This is a genomic window from Mitsuaria chitosanitabida ATCC BAA-476 = NBRC 102408, from assembly GCF_001598255.1.
GTDB lineage: Bacteria > Pseudomonadota > Gammaproteobacteria > Burkholderiales > Burkholderiaceae_C > Roseateles > Roseateles chitosanitabidus.
Genome location: NZ_BCYP01000016.1, coordinates 26,470 through 45,977, shown reverse-complemented (window position 1 = coordinate 45,977; position 19,508 = coordinate 26,470). Strand labels below are relative to the sequence as shown.

The window sequence follows — 19,508 nt, the reverse complement described above, 5'->3', positions numbered from 1 at the left end:
TCACTTCAGCGCGTCCGCCTTCTGCTTCAGCGCCACGGCCTTCTGCCGTTCCAGCTTGGCCAGCTCGTTGTTCGGGTCCAGTTGCAGCACCGTGTCCCAGCCCTTGATGGCGCCGGCCAGGTCCTGCTTGGCGAACGCGGTCCGCGCCTTGAGCGTGGCCGCGGCGATCTGCTTCTTGCGCACGCCCTCGATCTTCGCGGCGGCGCCGGGCTGGTCGGCGGCCTCGGCGCGCTGGTACTCCTCGATGGCCTTGTCGAAGCGGTTGGCGCGCTCATGCGCCTCACCCGCCCGCATGGCCTTCTCGCCGGGCGTGAGCTCGGGCGGAGGTGGGGGCGGCGGGGGCGCGACCGGCGCGGCGGCCACCGGCGCGGGAGCCGGCGTGGCGACCGCGGGGGCCGCGGCGGCGGGCGCGGCGGCCGGGGTCTTCTCGTTGCGGCCCTTGGTGGCCTGCGGGTACAGCGGGCCCGGCGGCTGCTTGCCCGGGATGCGCAGCACCTGGCCGCCCGAGACCTGCTTCGGCACCTTGATGTCGTTGTAGCGGGCCAGGATGTAGAACGAGTAGATGTCGCCCATGAACCGCCCCGCGATGCGCGACAGCGTGTCGTTGGACTGCACCGTGTAGGCGAAGGATTCCTTGCCCAGCAGCGCCACCGGATCGCCGGTGATCTGCTTCATCAGGCTCAGCGCCAGCTTGTTGTTCCGGTCCAGCTGCAGCGCGCGCTGCAACTCGGCGCGCGCCTGGTCTTCCTGGCCGGCTTCCAGCAGGTCGATGGACTGCATCGCCGTCTTCTGCGACAGCGCCTGCTCGGCGGGCGTGGGCGGCGGCGGCTCGGGCGGCGGGGCCGGGGGCGCTTCCGGCGCGGAGGCGGCCTGGGCGGGCGCCTCGGGCGCGGGCTGCTTGGGCGGGTTGACGCAGGCGCTCAGCACCAGGCTCAGGGCCAGCGCCGACCCGACCGGCCAGACGCGGCCGCGCGACAGGGCGCGGGTCGCGGTGGCGACCGCGGTCGGGGAGGGCGGCAGCGGGGCGCTTTCAGGGGCGCCCTGCGGCGCGGTCGACATCGTCTTGTGCATCGGCAAAGGCATCGGCATGGCGGGCACGTCAAAGGGGCCTGACTCGAGGTCGTCGGCGACGGGTCGTCCCGGGAGCACGGGACGTGCCCTCGGGATTCGAGCGGCTCGAAGTATGAGACAGGGATTTCCCCGAAGGAGGTGACTTTCGTTCATTGATGGCGCGCCGCCGACACGCAAACATCCCATGCCACTCTCAAGGTCCCCAAGGCAGCATCATGACCCTCACCCTGCGCGCGGTGTCGCTCAACGACCTGCCCCTGACGCAGCCCATCACCGCGCGCTTCGACGCCAATGGCGGCACCATCGGCCGCGCGGACCACAACACGATGGCCCTGCCGGACCCCGAACGTCACATCTCCCGCCAGCAAGCCGAGATCCGCGTCGACGCCGGCGCCTTCGTGATCTGCAACGTCGGCAGCGCCAACCCCATCACCGTCGGCGGCCAGTCCGTCCAGCAAGGGCAGGCCGTCCCGCTGCGCCACCGGGACGAGGTCCGCATCGGCGGCTACCTGCTCGAGGTCCAGAACGAGTCCGACGAGGTCGACGCCGGCAGCACCGTCATCCGCCGCGCCCCCGAGCTGCCGCGTGACGTCGCCCGCGCCACCGGCCCGATCACCGCGCCCGGCGCGCTGTCGCCGATGCCGCCAATGCCGGCGAGCGCGACCGCGTCCTCCCCCGGCCTGTCCGGCTCGAATCCGTTCGCGGACCTGCTGGGCGGCCCCTCCTCGTCGGCCGATCCGCTGGCGGCCTTCCACGCGCCCATGACGCCGCCGCCGGTGCACAGGCCGCCGGCCGTGGCCGCGCCGGCAGGCCCGGCGATGCTGCCCGACGACTTCGACCCGTTCGCCCCGCCGGCCCCGCGGGCGGCGCCGCCGTCGCAGTCGGCCTTTCCGGACGCGCCGCCGTCGCAGGCGGGCTCGCCCTTCGATCCCTTCGGCGGCTTCGACTCGCCGCGGTCCCCGCCGCCGGCCCCGCCGCCGCGGGACGATCTCGGTTTCGGCGGTGCCTTCGCCGACCTGGTGCCGGGCGACGCCAACCGCTCGCTGGATGACCTCTTCGGCCTGCAGCCCAGCGGCGCCGATCCGCTGGCCGGCTTCATGGCCGGTGCCGCGCAGACCGGTGGCGAGCCGCATGGTGGCGTGTCGGCCGATCCGCTCGCGCTGTTCGGGGCCGCGGCGTTCCACCCGACCCCCGCCCACTCGGAGCCGATGACGCCCGCGCTGCCGGACCACACGCCGGCGCTGAACTCGTCCTTCCGGCCGCCCGAGGTGCGTCCGACGCCGCGTCCGATGCCGCCGGCCCAGCCTCAGCCCGCGCAGATCCCGGAGGCGCTGCCGCCGGTGGCCGGGCCCGGCGCGCCGGCTCAGCCGCAGGTCCTGCCGCCGTCGTTCGAGCAGCCAGCGATGCCGCAGGTGTCGCACGCGGGGGCGCAACACGCCGCGCAGCCGGCGGCTCAGCAAGCGTCCTGGCCGGCCGCCCAGCAGACCCAGGCCGCCCCGGTGGCACCGCCCCAGCCGGCGTATCACGCGGCCCCGCCGGTCGCTCGCCCGGCCGCGGCGCCCACCATGCCCGGCCAGGCCGCCGATACCGCGGCCCTGTGGAGCGCCTTCTGCGAGGGCGCCGGCGTGCGCATGGCCGCGCCGCCGCAAGGCCTGAACCCCGATCTGATGCGCGTCATCGGCCAGCTGCTGCGCTCCACCGTGGACGGCACGCTGCAGATGATGGCCGTGCGCGCCGCCACCAAGCACGAGCTGCGCGCGCAGGTCACGGTGATCCGCTCGCGGGACAACAACCCGCTGAAGTTCTCGCCCGATGCCCAGTCCGCGCTCGAGCAGCTGTTGCAGCCGCCGGTGCGCGGCTTCCTGCCCGGCCCGGCCGCGATGCAGGACGCCATGCGCGACCTGGTCGGCCACACCATCGGCACCATGGCCGGCACGCGCGCGGCGCTGGAGGGCGTGCTGACGCGCTTCCAGCCCTCGGCGCTGGAGGCCAAGCTGACCAGCCGCTCGGTGCTGGACAGCGTGCTGGCGATGAACCGCAAGGCCAAGCTCTGGGAGCTCTACCTGCAGCACTTCGACTCGATCCGGGACGAGGCGCAGGAGGACTTCCACACGCTGTTCGGCAAGGCCTTCCTCGAAGCCTATGAAGACCAGCTCGAACGCCTGATGCAGCATCAGGCCGAGCAGGCCTCGGCGGGCGCGGCCGGATCGCCCGGCCAGCCCGCTCCCCAGACCTCCCATCAGAGCGCGGCTTGACCCGCCTACCGTCCATCACGTCCACCACCATGCTCAAGATCCGGGTCGCCGCCTGCAGCGAACAAGGCGCGCGCGCCAACAACGAGGACGCCGTCGTCGCCCATGAGAACGGGCCCGGCTGGTATGCCGTGCTCGCCGACGGGGCCGGCGGTCACCGCAACGGCGCCGAGGCCGCGCGCCGCGCCGTCCATCGCCTCCAGAACAGCCTGGGCGACGCTACCTTGCCCTGGCGCCCCGAGCTCCTCACCGGCGCGGTGCTCGCCGCCCACGACGACGTGCGCAGCGGCGTCCAGGGCTCGGGCCGCGACCGCATGCACACCACCGTGGTGGCCTTGTGCGTGGACGCGCAGCGCAACTTCGCGTTGTGGACGCACGTCGGCGACTCGCGGCTGTACCGCATCCGCGAGGGGCGCATCGACACGATCACGCAGGACGACAGCGTCGTGCAGATGCTGATCGAGGCCGGCCTGCTCACGCCCGAGCAGGCCGAGGACCATCCGCACAAGAATCACCTGGTCGCGGCGCTCGGCATCGAGGACGAGCTGAATCCCCACACCACCGATCCGCAGCCGCTGCGGGACGGGGACGTCTTCCTGCTGTGCAGCGACGGCTGGTGGGGCAGCGCCGGCGACACGGTGATCCACGACACCTTGATGGCGTCGACATCGCCGGACGACTGGCTCGCCGCGATGCGCGCGGCCATCGAGGAGCGCGGACTGCCGGATCAGGACAACTTCAGCGCGATCGCGGTGTGGATCGGGCAGCCGGTCGTGACTGTCGCGGCGGTGACGCCGACGGACGCCGCGGGGGAGGGCGTGGACGCGCCCTTGGTGGAGTCGGGCCCGATGCCGTTGGATGAGGAGCCGGTGGAGGCGGCCGAGACCACGGAGGCCGCGGCCGAGGACGACGAGACGACCCGGCGCATGCCGCTCTGAGGACTGCCACGCTCCCACCCTCACCCCGACCCTCTCCCGCCCCGCGGGAGAGGGAGCCGTCGAGGCCGCGGTCCGCGAAGCAACTCAAGGGTGAGGGTGAGACTCGAATCTGAAGCGGAGGGCTGCGAACGGCGTGCTTGGGGTGCGTGACCCGAAGCGCGCGGTGCCTCGCGGCCCCCTCGCCCGCTTGCGGGAGAGGGCTGGGGTGAGGGTCTTCGGGCTCAGTCCTTCCGCGCCAGCATCTCCGCGAACCCCTGGATCGGCGGCAGCCCCGGCCCCCATCGCAGATGCACCTGCGCCCCTGGTTCCGGATTCGGTGACCACACCGTGCAGCCCGCCATCCGCTCCATCAGCTCCCCGGCGGCGAGCATCGGCATCGCCGCCGTCAGCAACCCCGCCGGCGCGGTGTAGCGTTCCCACGGTCCGCCATCGGGCGCCGGCAGTGTCCCCGCATGACTCGCCGGCCAGTGCGGCGCCGAGGCCAGCGTGTGCTCCAGCGCCTCCACCGTCGCCGCATCCTCCAGCGTCCGCATCGCCGCGTTGGCCAGCACCGTGTACCAGCGGTCCAGGTGATCCAGCCCCGCGCGGTCGATCGGCGGCTGCGCGCGCGCCTGCGCGATGACCAGCGGGAAGTAGCGGCCGACGTTGTCGCAGCTCGGCATCAGCACGCCGAACCACCACTTCATGTCCACCACCCCCGGCGCCCACGCGAAGCGCAGCACCGGCGCGGTCAGGTAGGCGTCCAGCCAGCGCGGCCCCAGCACCGCCGGGAGCTCCTGCATCACGCCCGACAGCCAGGCGTCGCAGTGCCGCACCCAGTGCGCCGGCATCCGGCGCTGCGCGAAATCGCCCAGCGCGGGCAGCTTGCCGTACCAGCCGGGCACGGCTTCGGCGTGAAGACTCTGGGCGTCGGGCAAGGCGCTCATCGGGGGGCTCTCCTGGCGATCGTCACAGCCCGCTCGGGCAGCGGAACTCGTTGAGCTCCGACAGCCGGAAGGGGTTGCGCACGCTGCTGGCGGTGACCTCGAAGACCGCCTTGCGGCCCTCGATCTCGAAGGTGACCTTGAAGCGCTCGGGCGCGGCGGTCTTGTCGATCTTGACCCGGTCGAAGAGCCGGAACAGCGCCCACGGCCCGTCGTTGACCATGCCCGAGGTGCCGCTGGTGCTGGCCGGACTCAGCTGCACCCGCACCTGCGAACTGCCGCGCGGACCGGGCCATTGCACCGAGGTCGGGATCTGCGGGCCGTGGCTGTAGCGCACGATCTGGCCGTCCACGTCCAGGATGAACTGCTGGATGGTCGTGTCCATCTCCACCGGCTTGAAATCCAGCCGCAGCGAGGGCGTGTTGCTGCCCGGGAAGAAGGTCTCCTTGATCGCCTGCGCGCGCTGGAACTGCGGCAGCGAGCCGCTGTCCAGACCCAGCGGCGTGCCCTCCACGGCGCGGAACTTCCAAGGCCGTGTCGTGGTGTCGACGTAGGGCGCGAGCTTGGACTGGAACAGCTGGTCGATCTTGCCGCCCGGTCCGAACAGCATCGCGAAGTCCGCCTGCGTCGCGTCGCGCGAGGAGTTGCGGTCCAGCGGATAGCGCCCGGCCACCGCCTGGTTGCAGAACTCGCCCACCTGCGAGCGCACCTCCATGCCCAGGTTCTGGCGCATCGCGCCCTGCGACACGCGGGCACTGCTGCTGCCCAGGTCGTCGAGCATGGTGCGCAGCGGCTCGGGGCTCATCGCGGCCGCGGCCTTCAGACGCGTGGGCACCGGCGACGGCGGCGGCGCGCTGCCGCCCTTGAGCGCGGAATCGGCCGCGGTCAGCATGATGTTGGCCTCGGCGATCAGGCCCACCGTGTCGTCCAGCGGCGACTTGCCGCCGCCCGCCGGCGCGGTGACCATGCTGCGCAGGCCCACGAAGCGCTCGTCGACGATGCTCTCGATGCGCGGCGCGTTGGGGTCGGGCTGGCTGCCCGGCTGGCCGGGCTTGCCCGAGAACATGCCCGCGACGCGCTCGCGCGTCTGCTGCACCAGGTCGGCGGCGCGACGCTCGGCGTTCTCCATCGCATTGCCCGGCTGGGCCAGCGTGGTCTCGCGCGAGGCGGCGCGCAGGAAGGGGCCCAGCGGGCTGTCCGGCGCGGACAGCATGCGCGAGCGCTCCACCGACTGCGGCACCGTGCTCATCGGCAGCAGCTTGACGCTGTTGAGGAAGGATTCCCAGGCCGAGGCGTAGTCGTTCAGGTAGAGCCGGCGCACGTCGTCCACCAGCGGCGCGTTGGCCCGCACCATCGCGGCCGGGTCCTTGGGCGCGGCGGCCACGCCCAGCACCCAGGGCTCCTCGGAGGCGAGCTCGTCGGTGACCTGACCCACCCGCGGCTGGAAGCCGCGCAGGTAGGCGTCCCGCGTGAAGAAGCCCGGCACGCCCTGCGTCAGCGGCGCCCCGTTGACGCGCGTGAAGAGCAGCGGCGCGTTGTGGCCGCCGGCCCGCGCGACGGTGAAGTCCGGGTACTCGGTGCCCAGGCCCTGCGCCCGCAGGCGGTTGTAGATGCGCTGCGGCAGCGGCTGCGTCGCGAGTTGCGTGCGGACGGAGGTCAGCAGCGAGGCGTCCTCCGGCAGCGGCGAGGCGATGCCGCCCTGCGACAGCAGCGCGTCCAGATGGGCGCCCAGTTGCGCCCGCTGATCGGGCGTGAGCTCGCGGCGCGTGGTCTCCCAGTCGCCCTCGATGTGCTGCTTCAGGGCCTGGGCGTCGAAGTGCTGCGGGTCGTGCAGCATCACGTAGGCCTTCAGCGCCTCGTACAGCGTGACCGGCGTGGCCGCGCCCTGGCGCAGCTGCTCCTCGATGCGCAGCACCAGGCGGGGCAGCACCGCGTCGCCCAGCATGCGCTGGTACGAGGCCCGGGCCGCGCTGTCCAGCTTCTTCCCCTGGAAGAGCCCCATGCGCATGGTCCACGGCACGTCCTGATCGACGGCCGCCAGCGCGCGCGTGGCTTCCAGCGCGGGCAGGATGGGCAGCAGGTCGGCGGTCGCGCGATTGGGCGTGGCCTGGAGCAGCTCGCGCACCTTGTCGGCGCGGGCCGAGACCTCCTCCAGATACGCGCGGTTCTTGAAGTAGCTCACCGTCCAGCCGGTCAGCAGGCCGATGCCGGCCAACCCGACCAGCGCGTAGCCCGTCAGCGCCAGCGCGTTGCGGCGGCGCTCCCAGGCGCGGTTGGTGCCGCCCAGGCCGGCCTCGGCGAAGACGACCTCGCCCAGCAGCCGGTTCAGGAAGTAGCTGCGGCCGCTGGCCTGGTTGGGCGCCAGCACCGCGTGCTCGAGCTGATAGCCGCGCGCCACCGAGCCCAGCACCCGGTCGATCGGCGTGCCTTCCTGCGTGCCGCTGACGAAGTACACGCCGCGCAGCGGCGGCTGCGCCTCGTAGGGGGAGGGCGCGAACACGCCCTCGGCGAACTCGGCCAGCAAAGCCTTCAGGCTCGCGAACTGGGCGGGGAAGCCATAGATGCGGGCGCGGCGCTGCGGGTCGCGCTCGGCCTGCAGACGGTCGATCAGACCGTCCTGCAGGCGCTGCTCCAGCGCGTCGAACTCGGCGCTGAAACCGGCCAGCGGCGCGGCGCCGTTGCGCGGGAAGGTGAAGCCCCAGGGCGCGGCGCGCTGGTCCTTGTCCAGCGTCGCGAAGTAATCCATGAAGCCCGACAGCAAGTCCGCCTTCGTCACCAGCAGGTAGAGCGGGAAGCGGATGTCCAGGTCCTTCTGCAGCTCCTGCACGCGGGCGCGCACGGTGGCGGCGTGCTGGGCGCGCTCGGCCGGGCTGCGGGCCAGCAGGTCGGTCACGGACACGGTCACCAGCGCGCCGTTGATCGGCTGGCGCGGGCGAGAGCGCTTGAGCATCTGCAGGAAACCGCTCCAGGTCGCCTTGTCGTTGTCGGGATCGCTGTCCTGCGTGGTGAAGCGGCCGGCGGTGTCGATCAGCACGGCGCGGTCGGTGAACCACCAGTCGCAGTGGCGCGTGCCGCCGACGCCGCGGATGGCGTGGTCGCCCATCTGCTCGGCCAGCGGGAAGTTCAGGCCGCTGTGGCGCAGCGCCGTGGTCTTGCCCGAGCCCGGCGCGCCGATGATCAGGTACCAGGGCAGTTCATAGAGGTAGCGGCCGCCGAAGCGCGATCGCATCCGCGCGCCGAAGCCGGACGAGCCCTCGGCGCCGAAGCGCGAGCGCTGCAGCGTCTGCAACGCCTGGCGGAAGCGCTCGCGCACGGCCAGCATGTCGGGACTGTCGCGTTCGGGCGTCTCGCCCGGCTGCTGCAGCAGCTGGTTCACGACCGCGGTGTTGCCGCGCCGGGCGCGCCAGCGGTTCCAGGCGATCATCGCCGCCACCACCGCCCACAGCACCAGGATCGTGATCCAGCGCGCGCCGGTCGACTCCAGCGGACGCGCCTCGCCGATGGCCACCAGCGGGCCGATGATCCAGATCACCAGCGACACGGCCAGCAGCAGCACCGCCAGCAGCACCCAGCGGTTGAAGATCCATCCCAGGACGCGTTTCATCGCGAGGCTCCGCGCGCCGGCGCCTCGGGGGCCCGGCCGTTGATCATCAGACTGATTTCCACGCGCCGGTTCAGCGCGCGATTGGCGGGCGTGTCGTTCGGGGCGACCGGCTCGGCGTCGGCGCGGCCCTCGGCGCGGATGCGCTCGGCGGCGACGCGGTGCGCGATCAGCAGCTCGCGCACGGTGTGCGCGCGTTCCTCGGACAGATGCCAGTTGGACGGGAAGCGCGCCGTGCGGATCGGCGTGTTGTCGCTGTGGCCGGTCACCAGCACCGTGCCTTGCACCTGCGCCAGCGCGTCGGCGATGCGCGTCATCAGCGCATCCCGCTCCGGCACCACCGTCGCGCTCGCTGGCGCGAACAGCCCGTCGCCACGGATGGTGACCACGCTGCGGTCGATCTCGTCGCGCACGGCGACCAGGCCGGCCTTGATGTCGGACTGCAGGAACTGCGCCAGCCGCGGCTTGGCGGGTGGTGGCGGGGGCGCCACGACCGGCGGCGACAGGCGCAGCGACTGGATCTGGCCGAAGACCGGATCGGAGCGCTCCGCCAGCGACAGCGTCAGCGTCAGGTACACGCCCACCAGGATCAGCGTGGTCAGCGCGGCGATGGCCGCCAGCGGCAGCCAGCCGATGTGGCGCCGCGTGGCCGTGGCCTCGACCTGCCAGTGCTGCGCGAGCGCGGCGGGATAGTCGCCACGCTGCTGCTTGAGGATCTGCGCGAGGCGGTCGCGCACGGCCTCCAGCTGCGCATGGCCGTTGTCGATCACGCGGTAGCGGCCGGCGAAGCCCAGCGTCAGCGCGGCGTAGATCAGCTCCAGCAGATCGCGGTTGGCGTCGGGCTTCTCGGCCAGGCGGGCCATCAGCTGGAAGACCTTCTCGCCGCCCCAGGTCTCGTTGTGGAACATGGACAGCAGGCTGTGCCGCGCCCAGACGCCGGAGCCGCCCCAGGGGGTGTCGGCGGCGGCCTCGTCGATCATGGTGCAGAGCACGTAGCGGGTCGCCATCACGCGCTCGGGCGGGATGCCGGCGGCGGCGGCGCGACTGGCGAAGTCGCGGATGCCCTGCGCCAGGTTGTTGCGCAGCGCGGCCACATCGTCGACGCGGCGGGTCGCGCGCAGCTGCGGCACCAGCAGCAGCAGCGGATTGGCCAGCGAGAGCAGCGGGTTCAGGCCGGGCGCGGGCGCGCCGGCGTCGGCCGGGGCGGGCGCCTCGGCCGGGGCACTGCCGCGCGGCGCCTGCGCGCCGCCCGGACGGGGCTTGATGAAGGTGCGCTGATCGTCGAAGCCTGCGAACGGATCGTTGAGCGCGGAGGGGTCCATGCCGGCTCCCGGAGGTTACTGTCGTGAATCGTGGTGGCGGGCGCGCGGGCCGGCCGGAGGGGGGCGGGCGCCGGCTACTGCCGGATCGCCCACAGCTCCAGCTCCAGGCCGGGGAAGTCGCCGGCCACGTGCAGCGCCAGGCTGCCGTTGCGCTCGAGCTGTTTCCACAGCTCGCCGCCACGGTCCAGCTCGAAGTAGTGGAAGCCGGCGTGGAAGGGCAGCTGGCGCGGCGCCACGGGCAGGGCGCGCATGCCGATGCCGGGCAGCTGCAGGTTGACCAGGTCGCGGATGCGATCCACCGGGCCCAGCTTGGACTGCGCCGGGAAACGCTGGCGCAGCTGCTCGGCCGAGACCTGCGCGTTGACCGCGATGACGAAGCTGGCGCTGCGCAGCAGCTCGCCATCCGGGACCACCGCGGTGCGCACGCCGTGGGTGCGCTCGGTCAGGTCGATCTGCAGCGCGTTGCGCTCCAGCACCACCGACAACATGCGGCGCAACTCCTCGAGCAGCGGCGCGAAGGAGCCGCGCAGGTCGTCGTGGCGGTAGAGCGGGTACTCCGTCGCCAGGCGGGTGTCGCTGACGAAGGTCGCCAGGTCACCGGCGAGCTGCAGGCAGTCGCGGTGCAGCAGCTCCGGGTGCGCGTGCGGCGAGGCCGCGTGCTGGCGGAACAGCGGATCGGCGCGGTTGAGCGCCTGCAGCATCAGGAAGTCGGCCAGCTCGGACACGCCGTTGCCCAGCTGGCCCATGCGCGAGGCCAGCAGTTGCGCGCGCTGGCGCAGCAGGCCGTGCAGCAGCGAGGCCATGGCCGACAGGTGGCCGCTGGCGTCGATGCGCAGCTGCGGCGGGATGTAGCTGCGGTCCAGCACCAGTTGCTGGTCGGCGCGGCGCTCGGCCACGCGGGCCACGCCCAGCGCCGCGTAGGCGTCGTTGAGCTCGCGCGCTGGCAGCAGGCGCAGCGTCAGCGCGCCGGTCTGGACAGGCTCGGGCTCGTCGCCGGCGCTGGTCTGGTCGCGCAGGTCCTGGTCGATCACGTGATAGCGGTGCAGCTCGGTGGTGTCGTGGCCGTTGAAGGCGACCTGGTCGGTGCCCGGGCGCGCGATCGGGGCGGCCAGCACGATGAGGTCGCCCTTGAGATCGACCGGCACGTCCAGCGGCGCCATCGCGGCGTCGGCCTGCGGGATCTGGAAGGGGGTGCCGTCGGGCAGGACGCCGGCGGCGCGCACGATGCCCAGGCGACCGACGCTCAGCAGCGCCTCGTCCAGGACCAGTTCGGTGAAGCCCCAGCCGTGCGGCGCCAGCGCGCGGGCGCGGGCGTCGACCAGGTGCTCGAGGTAGCGGGTTTCCTGCTGGAAATGGTGGGGCAGCAGGAACATGCCCTGCGTCCAGACGACCTTGCTGTGCCAGCTCACGGCTTGACCGTCGCCGATGCGCTCACCGCCAGCTCGTCGGCGGTGATGACCACGTTCTGCTGCTTGCCCGGCTGCACGGGGACCACGGCGCGCCAGCGCGCGTGCTCCAGGTCGCGGTAGGCGCCGAAGACGGCGATGAAGCGGGTGTCCGGGGACAGCGTCTTCTTGCTGATCGCGCGGGACTCGCCGGGTTGCAGCGTCATCTCCTCGCGGGCCACCAGCTCGGTGCCCAGCTCGGCCTGGTCGCGCTGGTAGAGGCTGATGAAGTCCGCAGCGTTGAAGGCGTTGGTGGACTTGAGCTCGTACACGCGCACCAGCAGCGGCGACGGCCGGTTGGTGACGCTGGGGTTGAGCTGCGCCGCGGCGGAGATGGTCCCGTTGACCACGGTCGGCTTGGGCGAGCTGGAGAACATCGACGTCACCGACGACATGCCCGAGCAGCCGCCCAGCGCCAGCACGGCGAGCGTTGCGCAGACCGCGACGGCGGCCTTGGTGGTTCCCTGGAGTGCGTGGCGCGGCTTCATCTGACGATCCCTTCTAGACGGGGGAAAGGATAGCCAGGGGGGGCGGCGCGGGATGGTGACTTAGGTAATCGGGGGCGGGAGAGGGTGGGGGTGAGGGTCTTCGGGCTTGCCGGATCAACCCTCGACTGACGACTGTGCGGGCCGCGGGATCAGGCCGAGCGCAGGCGGAACTGGCTGACCAGCCGCGCCAGGTTCTGGGCCTGGCCGTTCAGGCTCTCGGCCGCGGCGGCGCTTTCCTCGACCAGCGCGGCGTTCTGCTGGGTGACCTGGTCCAGCTGGGTGACGGCGGTGCCGACCTGCTGGATGCCGCCGTTCTGTTCCTGCGTGGCGGCCGAGATCTCGCGGATCAGCGCGTCCACGTGACCGACCTGGTCCACGACGCGGCGCATCACCTCGCCGGCGCTCTGCGCCTGGGCGGCGCCGGTGTCCACGCGCTGGGTGCTGGTGTCGATCAGCGCCTTGATCTCCTTGGCCGCGCCGGCCGAGCGCTGCGCCAGGGCGCGCACCTCGGAGGCCACGACCGCGAAGCCGCGGCCCTGCTCGCCGGCCCGGGCCGCCTCGACGGCGGCGTTCAGGGCGAGGATGTTGGTCTGGAAGGCGATGCCGTCGATGGTGCCGATGATGTCGGCGATGCGGCGCGAGGCGTCGCTGATGCCCTGCATGGTGTCGACCAGCGCGCCCACCGCCTGGCCGCCTTCGCCGGCGGCGCTGGAGGCCTCGGCCGCGACGCGGCTGGCCTGGGTCGCGGAGGCGGCGTTCTGCGCCACCGAGCTGGTCAGTTCCTCCATCGAGGCGGCGGTCTGCTGCAGGCTGCTGGCCTGGCTCTCGGTGCGCTGGCTCAGGTCGGCGTTGCCCTGGGCGATCTCCTTGGAGCCGGTGGCGATGCTCTCGCTGCTGTCGCGGACCTGGCCGACCAGGCTGCCCAGCTGGTCGACCATGCGCGACATGGCGCGCAGCAGATCGGCGGGCTCGTCGCGCTCGGTGGCCTGGATGCGCAGCGTCAGGTTGCCGCCGGCGACTTCCTCGCTGGCCTTCACGGCCTCGGCGATCGGGGTGGTGATCGAGCGCGTCACCTGCCAGGCCAGCGAGATGCCGATGGCCAGCGCGATCGCCACGACGATCAGGCTGATGCGCAGCCCGCGGCCGTAGGACGCGGCGGCGTCGCGCGCGGCCTGGTCGCCCCCTTCGCGGTTGAACAGGACGTCCTTGTCGATCGCGTCGGACAGCTCGGTGAACAGCTTGGAGGTGTTGCCCGTGGCGACCTTGCGGGCCGCGTCGTGCTGGGCCTCGCCGGCCGAGGCGGCGCGCACCACCTCGGCGTCGGCCTCCAGGTAGCGCTTCCAGGTGTCGCGGATGGTGCTGTAGAGGCCCCGTTCCTTGTCGCCGGTGATGGTGGGCTCGTACTCCTTGGCCGCCTTGTCGAAGTCGCGCAGCGCGGCTTCACGCGCCTGCAGCGAAGTGCCGCGGCTGGCGTCGTCCAGCTCGATCACGGCCCGCAACGAGAAGCGGCGCGCCTTGTTGGCGGCGTCCTGCATCTCGCCCAGCTTGGTCACGCTGGGCAGCCAGTTCCCGTTGAGATCCTGGACGTTGTCGTTGATGTGGGCCATCTGCATCGCGCCGAACCCGGCGATGAAGCAGAGCAGGGCCAGCACGGCGGCGAAGGCGAGCGCCAGGCGCTTGCCGATGCGGAAGTTGCGGAGGAGGACCATGGCGCTTCTTCGGGTTGTGGAGGGAGGTGTGAGCAGGATGCGCGCCTGAACCTTCAGAAACCTGTCCTGTCTGCGAAGCAACATGGCTGTGGTAGCGGTAACGAGGAGTGCTTCACGCGACTCGGTCGCACGTTGCTGCACCGCGGCAAGCTGGGGCGGGCACCGTCGGGCGGCTCGCCGACAGGCGCCGGCTTGCGACGCGATCCGCGTCACAGGCGGGAACCGTGCGTTCCGCAGCCCCGGATAACCCGAATGACAACGTTGTCAGCGTCGCTTATGCTCCCGCGCCAAAGAGGAGACAAACCGATGAGCGCAGATCTGTCCCGGCCCGCCGGGAAGGGCGCGGGGCCGTCCGCGGCCGCCGCGCGGGCCGACGATCCGAGTCCCCGGACGCCGGGGGCCGCGTCGTCCGGCGTGAGCGCGGGCGAGGGCGCCGGAGGGTCGCCGCGCCGCCACCCGCTGACCTGGGTGCCGTCGCTGTACCTGGCGATGGGTCTGCCCAACGTGCTGATCGGGGCGGTGGCGGCCATCCTCTACAAGAACCTGGGCGTGTCCAACGAGGACATCGCGCTCTACACCTCGCAGATGTACCTGCCGTGGGTGCTCAAGCCGCTGTGGTCCCCGCTGCTGGAGCCCTACAAGACCAAGCGCTGGTGGGTCATCACGATGCAGTTCCTGATGATGGCCTCGCTGGGCGCGGTGGCCTTCGTGCTGCCGCTGGACGGCTTCTTCCGCGCCTCGCTGGCCTTCTTCTGGATCACGGGCTTCGCCTCGGCGACGCAGGATATCGTGGCCGATGGCGTCTACATGACCACCATGTCCCCGCCGGAGCAGGCCCGCTACGCGGGGCTGCAGGGCATGTGCTGGAACCTGGGCGCGGTGGTGGCCTCGGGCCTGCTGGTGTCGCTGACGGGCTGGATGCATGTCTCGCTGCACTGGGACTGGGTGCACTGCTGGATGGCGGTGATGCTGGGCGCGGCCGGGATGATGGGCGCCTTCGGCCTGTGGCACCTGCGGGTGCTGCCCCCCGGCGCGCCGGCGGCGGTGCAGGGGCAGGACCTGCGCAGCGCGCTGGTCTCGCTGCGCGAGTCCTGGGTGACGCTGTTCCAGAAGCCCTCGGTCTGGATGATGCTGGCGGTGATCTTCTTCTACCGCTTCGGCGAGGGCTTCATCGAGAAGTTCGGGCCGCTGTTCCTGCTCGATCCGCGCAGCGTGGGCGGGCTGGGCTTGGACAACGCGGCGCTGGGTCACATCTACGGGAGCGCGGGCACGGTGGCCTTCATCGCGGGCGCCTTCCTGGGCGGCTTCATCGCGGCGCGGATGACGCTCAAGCGCTCCTTCCTGCTGCTGGCGATCGCGCTCAACCTGCCGCACCTGACCTACTACTACCTCAGCCACGCGATGCCCGACAACCTGTGGCTGATCGGGGCGGTCGTCGCGGTGGAGAAGTTCGGCTTCGGCATGGGCTCCATCGGCCACATGCTGTACATGATGCAGCAGCTCGCGCCGGGGCCCTTCAAGATGACGCACTACGCGATGGCCACCGGCGTGATGGCCTTGACCAAGTGGGCCACCGGCAGCGTCAGCGGCTGGGTCTACGCGGCGGTGGGCCAGCACTACGCGAGCTTCTTCGGGCTGGTGCTGCTGTTCTCGGTGCCGCCCATCGTGCTGGCCTGGCTGGCGCCGTTCCCGGTCCCGGTGGATCGAGACGCGCCGGGGACCGCGGCCTCGAGCCACTAGGGCCCGACGCGTCGCCCCACGCTCAGGCGCCGCCCCACGCTCAGGCGCCGCCCCACGCTCAGGCGCCGCCCCAGGCTCGGGCGCCGTCCGACGCCCGGCGCCCGGCGCCCGGCGCCGGTTCTCCGCGAGGGTCCCGGCGTCTCGCGCGGCGATCAGCCCTTGCGCTGGCCGATGACGTTCAGCGGGATCTTCAGGTAGCTGACGCCGTCGTCCTCGGGCGGCGGCAGCTGCCCCGCGCGGATGTTGACCTGGATGGCCGGCAGGATGAGCACCGGCACGTCCAGCGTCGCGTCGCGCCGGGTGCGCAGCTCGACGAAGGCGGCCTCGTCGACGCCATCATGGACGTGGAGGTTGCGGGCGCGCTGCTCGGCGACCGTGGTTTCCCAGGCGGGTTCGCGGCCATCGGGCGGGTAGTCGTGGCACATGAACAGCCGGGTGGCGGGCGGCCGATCGAGCAGGCGCCGGATCGAGCGGTACAGCGTGGCCGCGTCGCCGCCCGGGAAGTCGCAACGCGCGGTGCCGACGTCCGGCATGAACAGGGTGTCACCGATGAAGATCGCGTCGCCGATCTCGAAGGCGATGTCGGCCGGCGTGTGGCCCGGCACCAGCAGCGCCCGCATCTCCAGGCCGCCGATCCGGAAGACCTCGTCGTCCTTGAACAGGTGATCGAACTGCCGCCCGTCGGGCAGGAAGCCGCGCTCCAGGTGGTAGAGCTTGCGGAACACGGCCTGGACCTGCGTGATGTGCTCGCCGATGCCGATGCGGCCGCCGACCCGCTCCTGCAGCCAATGCGCCGAGGAGAGGTGGTCCGCGTGGGCATGGGTCTCCAGGATCCACTGCACCTGCAACTCGTGCGCTGCCAGATGCGCAAGCACGCGCTCGGCCTGCGCGGTCGAGGTGCGGCCCGACTTCATGTCGAAGTCCAGCACCGGGTCGATGAGCGCGGCCTGACGCTCCACCATGTCGGCGACGACGTAGGTGATGGTGCCGGTCCGCGGGTCGAAGAAGGGCGAGATGGACAGACGGCCGTCGGCGGTGCTCGTGGGCTGGGCGGCGCCGATCGCGCTGTCGCTGGCGTGGGGAACGAGGGGGGCGTTCATGCGGGGGCGCCGCCGGCGGGGCTGGACGGCGATCAGGGTCTCGATGGGCGAAGAATGTAACTGCTGATTCGGCATCTCAGCAAAGCCCGGGAGGCCCCGTTTCATCGGGTTCTCCTCTGAAGATGACGGCTTCGATGTCCCAGGGTTGACCACCTGATCGATGGTGTGTGGCACGGGGCTTGCCCATCGAGCAGCAGCCGGTCCCAACGCGGCCCAGGGTATCGACGTCGTCGGACGAGAACCAGGCGCGGGAAGCCGGAAGCTTCGATATCAACAAACCAGGAGATCATCATGGGCAACACCTTGATCAGGAACGTGGTGCTAGTCGGTGTCTGTGCCGCGATGTCGGTCGGTTGCGCGAGCAGCGACGTGAAGCATGCGGGCGTGGGTGCCGTGGGCGGTGCGGTGGTCGGTGCCGTGGCGGGCGGCAGTGCCGTGACGGGCGCGGTGGTCGGCGCGGTCGCGGGTGCCGTCATCGGACGCTTGATGGTCGACGGCAAGGAGCGCGAGGTCTATTCGGACGGCAATGGCGGGCGCTATTGGGTCGATGAGAACGGAAACCGCCGGGCGGTTCGCTGACGATGCTTTGTCTGAGCCGGTCACCGCCTGTCCGATCAGCAATCTGCTGATATCCCTGCCGAGGGACGCTCGATATTCTTGGTCCCGTCCGCGACTCGTGAGAGGTTCGGCAGTGACCAGACCAGACAGGACGGCCTTGCCGCAACGGCCCGCGCACCATGCCCCCGCCGCGCAGGCTGAAGGGGAGAGCCTCCCGCTCGTCACGGGCGTCGGGGACGACGGCAGTCCTCGACTGGCCGCCCAGCGCAGAAAGATCGATGGTCTCCTGGGCGGTGCGCGAGTCGCCGCGCAACGGCGAAAGATCGACGGTCTGGTCGGAGCGGCCTCCATTGAACCGGGGACCGCGAGCCCCGCTGACGCCGACATCGCCTCCCGGACGCTCGGCGGCAAACTGCGCGCGGACGAGGTGAGGATGCCGGCGAGGCAGATGGACCTGTCCTCAACCACCGTGATGCCGCTGGCAGCGCAGCTTCAACGCGTGTCGCGATCGGGACCACCGCCGCTGGCCGAGGCCCTGCGATCGGGTGCCGCCCAGGTCGACGGGGGCCGGCTCCAGGTGCCGGGCCTGCAGCCCGCGTCGCCTCGGCAATTGGGGTCGGCGGTCGAGGCATTCGGCGCCAGGCGAGCGCAGTTGCAGGTCAGGGGAAATCAATACCGCGTGATAGGCCTCTTGAATCCTTGGCTGAAGATCGTGGAGGGCGTCATCCGTGGTGTTGAAAAGGCGTGGAACAAGAAGGGCCTGACGAAGGAATGGATCTGGAGAAACGTCGACACGCTGCGTTCGGAACGCCTGGATCCGAACGATCTGATGGGGAAGCCCTACGTCATCGAAGATGACGATGAGACCGGGGTCGAGGTTTCGCAGTCGCCGCAGACTGCGTCGACGTCATCGTCGTCATCCTATGTGCCTCAATCCTCGCCGCTTCCTTCGATCAATATCGTCAACGACTCGGCCACGCCCTCCATCCCTACCGGGTCGGTGAAACAGGAGCAGAAGTGCGAGGAAGTGGATACGCCCGATTCGATGTCCGAGCATTCGGCGACTCCCAAGAAATCACTACGTCCCGACATCAGCCTCAAAGGATCATTCAAACCCGAGTCCTCTGTGCCAGAGACGGTGTTTGAAGAATCCGCGGTGATCAAAGAATGGAAAGGACTCAGTACCAAGGACTTCTATGCCAAGGCCCGAGGTCTTCTCAAGGCCGCGCGCGACACAAAGAGCGATGATCACGCCGCTTCGAAGCTGAAACTGGATCAATTGATCGCCGCATCCTGCAAATCAGACACCGTCAAGGAGCTCATCCACGGATACGTGCGTGTGGCGGCGCGAAAAGCCGAGGGGGCGGCGTCAGGCACCGGGCTGGACGAGTTGTTCAAGACGTCCGAGACGATGCGTTACCTGGAACGGTCCTATCGTGCCCCGGAGGGTACCGTGCCAGTGGCGACCTTCCGTGGAGAGGAATTCGATTGGATGGATGCCCAGCAGCAGATCAGGCTCTCGACCGAGATGATCATCTGGGCGCACGATTTGGTGGATCAAGTGTCTGGGCACACCGGTACGTTTCAGAGGAAATACAAGAACAAGTGGATGACTACGAAGCAGTCGTTGATGCATGAAATACGGGATGAGAAGATCAACCGCCGATCAAACCCGGCGAATGCCATCGTCGAGGCGATCGGCGTGCATCTGCGACTGACTGCGAATGTGGAGAGCTTCACGGAGGATGTCTACAAGACCAGCGAGGATGCCAAGGAAGCTCTGATGGTTGATGGGCATCCGCTCTCCGAATCCTACGATCACGTACTCGAACAACTCGCCGAGCATCGCGATACGCTGAAGAATTTCATGGCATTCATTGAGCAAAACTCGGAAGGGCAGGTGGGTGCTTCGCCAATGAAGCCGAGCATCCCGATGAGCCCAATGAGCAATACCAAGACGCCCCAGGTCGTCGATATGAAGAAAGGAGCAATCAAAGACAATCCGCTCCCGAATCTTTCCACGCAGTGGCGAATGACGCATCCGAACGAGCCTATAAATATTCCGCAGCAGCCGGTGGATCCGAGGATTGCAAAGGCGAGGAAGGAATTGAAGGAGGCGCTGGGCCCGACGATCGCGGCGCGAATTCATTCAGCGGCGAAACGAAAGTTGAAGCAGCCCCTGATGAATGCAGATGACAACGCGGAGGCTGGCGAGGTGATGATTGACGTGTACATCGAGAGGGCCCAGGACTACGTCAACGAGGACGGAGTCGCGCAGATCATCAAGGACCTCAAACAATCCAAGAAATGAGCGCGGCGACGCATCGCGTTGTTTCCTGGTGATATGGCGGAGAATGCGCC

Annotated in this window: 13 protein-coding genes; 5 read left to right on the top strand and 8 right to left on the bottom strand. The window is 70.5% G+C overall.

Features of this window, described 5'->3' with window-relative positions; genetic code table 11:
- On the bottom strand, positions 1 to 1,089 hold the full coding sequence (locus tag MCHT01_RS26725; RefSeq protein WP_067064967.1) for a LysM peptidoglycan-binding domain-containing protein: 1,089 nt from the start codon (positions 1,087 to 1,089) through the stop codon (positions 1 to 3).
- Positions 1,090 to 1,286: 197 nt separating this feature from the next.
- Here MCHT01_RS26725 and tagH point away from each other — a divergent pair, with 197 nt between their 5' ends.
- Positions 1,287 to 3,326: a type VI secretion system-associated FHA domain protein TagH gene (tagH, locus tag MCHT01_RS09540; RefSeq protein WP_067064965.1), complete on the top strand. Its 2,040-nt coding sequence runs from the start codon at positions 1,287 to 1,289 to the stop codon at positions 3,324 to 3,326.
- Between the two features lie 29 nt (positions 3,327 to 3,355).
- Positions 3,356 to 4,261, top strand: a complete 906-nt coding sequence (locus MCHT01_RS09535) for a PP2C family protein-serine/threonine phosphatase (protein WP_067064963.1) — start codon at positions 3,356 to 3,358, stop codon at positions 4,259 to 4,261.
- 221 nt (positions 4,262 to 4,482) lie between these two features.
- Here MCHT01_RS09535 and tagF read toward each other — a convergent pair whose 3' ends face one another.
- The 6 genes from tagF to MCHT01_RS09505 form a co-directional block, all read right to left on the bottom strand.
- The gene (tagF, locus tag MCHT01_RS09530; protein ID WP_067064962.1) at positions 4,483 to 5,187 is read right to left on the bottom strand and encodes a type VI secretion system-associated protein TagF; all 705 of its coding nucleotides are present in this window, start codon (positions 5,185 to 5,187) and stop codon (positions 4,483 to 4,485) included.
- A gap of 22 nt (positions 5,188 to 5,209) precedes the next feature.
- Positions 5,210 to 8,788 (bottom strand): type VI secretion system membrane subunit TssM, encoded by a 3,579-nt coding sequence (tssM, locus tag MCHT01_RS09525; protein WP_067064960.1) that lies wholly within the window; start codon positions 8,786 to 8,788, stop codon positions 5,210 to 5,212.
- Positions 8,785 to 10,107 (bottom strand): DotU family type VI secretion system protein, encoded by a 1,323-nt coding sequence (locus MCHT01_RS09520; RefSeq protein ID WP_067064958.1) that lies wholly within the window; start codon positions 10,105 to 10,107, stop codon positions 8,785 to 8,787. The genes tssM and MCHT01_RS09520 overlap by 4 nt, the downstream gene beginning before the upstream one ends.
- A 74-nt stretch (positions 10,108 to 10,181) precedes the next feature.
- The gene (tssK, locus tag MCHT01_RS09515) at positions 10,182 to 11,516 is read right to left on the bottom strand and encodes a type VI secretion system baseplate subunit TssK (protein WP_067064957.1); all 1,335 of its coding nucleotides are present in this window, start codon (positions 11,514 to 11,516) and stop codon (positions 10,182 to 10,184) included.
- Positions 11,513 to 12,040, bottom strand: coding sequence for a type VI secretion system lipoprotein TssJ (gene tssJ, locus MCHT01_RS09510; RefSeq protein ID WP_067064955.1), 528 nt, complete (start codon positions 12,038 to 12,040; stop codon positions 11,513 to 11,515). Before tssJ ends, tssK begins: the two co-directional genes overlap by 4 nt.
- A gap of 149 nt (positions 12,041 to 12,189) precedes the next feature.
- A complete protein-coding gene (locus MCHT01_RS09505) occupies positions 12,190 to 13,749 on the bottom strand; it encodes a methyl-accepting chemotaxis protein (RefSeq protein WP_067064953.1) in 1,560 nt (519 codons plus the stop codon).
- 306 nt (positions 13,750 to 14,055) lie between these two features.
- On the opposite strand from MCHT01_RS09505, the gene MCHT01_RS09500 reads away from it, so the two are divergent.
- Positions 14,056 to 15,489 carry an MFS transporter gene (locus tag MCHT01_RS09500; RefSeq protein ID WP_067064952.1) on the top strand — a complete coding sequence of 478 codons (1,434 nt, stop codon included), beginning with the start codon at positions 14,056 to 14,058 and terminating at the stop codon, positions 15,487 to 15,489.
- Between the two features lie 152 nt (positions 15,490 to 15,641).
- Here MCHT01_RS09500 and MCHT01_RS09495 read toward each other — a convergent pair whose 3' ends face one another.
- Positions 15,642 to 16,589 (bottom strand): MBL fold metallo-hydrolase, encoded by a 948-nt coding sequence (locus MCHT01_RS09495; RefSeq protein ID WP_084452283.1) that lies wholly within the window; start codon positions 16,587 to 16,589, stop codon positions 15,642 to 15,644.
- A 291-nt stretch (positions 16,590 to 16,880) separates the two neighbouring features.
- On the opposite strand from MCHT01_RS09495, the gene MCHT01_RS26720 reads away from it, so the two are divergent.
- Both MCHT01_RS26720 and MCHT01_RS09485 read left to right on the top strand, forming a co-directional pair.
- Positions 16,881 to 17,168, top strand: a complete 288-nt coding sequence (locus MCHT01_RS26720) for a YMGG-like glycine zipper-containing protein (RefSeq protein WP_067064950.1) — start codon at positions 16,881 to 16,883, stop codon at positions 17,166 to 17,168.
- A gap of 136 nt (positions 17,169 to 17,304) precedes the next feature.
- Entirely contained in the window at positions 17,305 to 19,458 is a 2,154-nt protein-coding gene (locus MCHT01_RS09485; RefSeq protein WP_067064948.1) for a hypothetical protein, read from the top strand.
- The last annotated feature ends 50 nt before the right edge of the window (positions 19,459 to 19,508 follow it).

Coding starts and splice junctions, on each gene's coding strand:
- MCHT01_RS26725 (WP_067064967.1), bottom strand. CDS start 1,089: ATGCCGATGCCTTTGCCGATGCACAAGACGATGTCGACCGCGCCGCAG.
- tagH (WP_067064965.1), top strand. CDS start 1,287: ATGACCCTCACCCTGCGCGCGGTGTCGCTCAACGACCTGCCCCTGACG.
- MCHT01_RS09535 (WP_067064963.1), top strand. CDS start 3,356: ATGCTCAAGATCCGGGTCGCCGCCTGCAGCGAACAAGGCGCGCGCGCC.
- tagF (WP_067064962.1), bottom strand. CDS start 5,187: ATGAGCGCCTTGCCCGACGCCCAGAGTCTTCACGCCGAAGCCGTGCCC.
- tssM (WP_067064960.1), bottom strand. CDS start 8,788: ATGAAACGCGTCCTGGGATGGATCTTCAACCGCTGGGTGCTGCTGGCG.
- MCHT01_RS09520 (WP_067064958.1), bottom strand. CDS start 10,107: ATGGACCCCTCCGCGCTCAACGATCCGTTCGCAGGCTTCGACGATCAG.
- tssJ (WP_067064955.1), bottom strand. CDS start 12,040: ATGAAGCCGCGCCACGCACTCCAGGGAACCACCAAGGCCGCCGTCGCG.
- MCHT01_RS09505 (WP_067064953.1), bottom strand. CDS start 13,749: ATGGTCCTCCTCCGCAACTTCCGCATCGGCAAGCGCCTGGCGCTCGCC.
- MCHT01_RS09500 (WP_067064952.1), top strand. CDS start 14,056: ATGAGCGCAGATCTGTCCCGGCCCGCCGGGAAGGGCGCGGGGCCGTCC.
- MCHT01_RS09495 (WP_084452283.1), bottom strand. CDS start 16,589: ATGAACGCCCCCCTCGTTCCCCACGCCAGCGACAGCGCGATCGGCGCC.
- MCHT01_RS26720 (WP_067064950.1), top strand. CDS start 16,881: ATGGGCAACACCTTGATCAGGAACGTGGTGCTAGTCGGTGTCTGTGCC.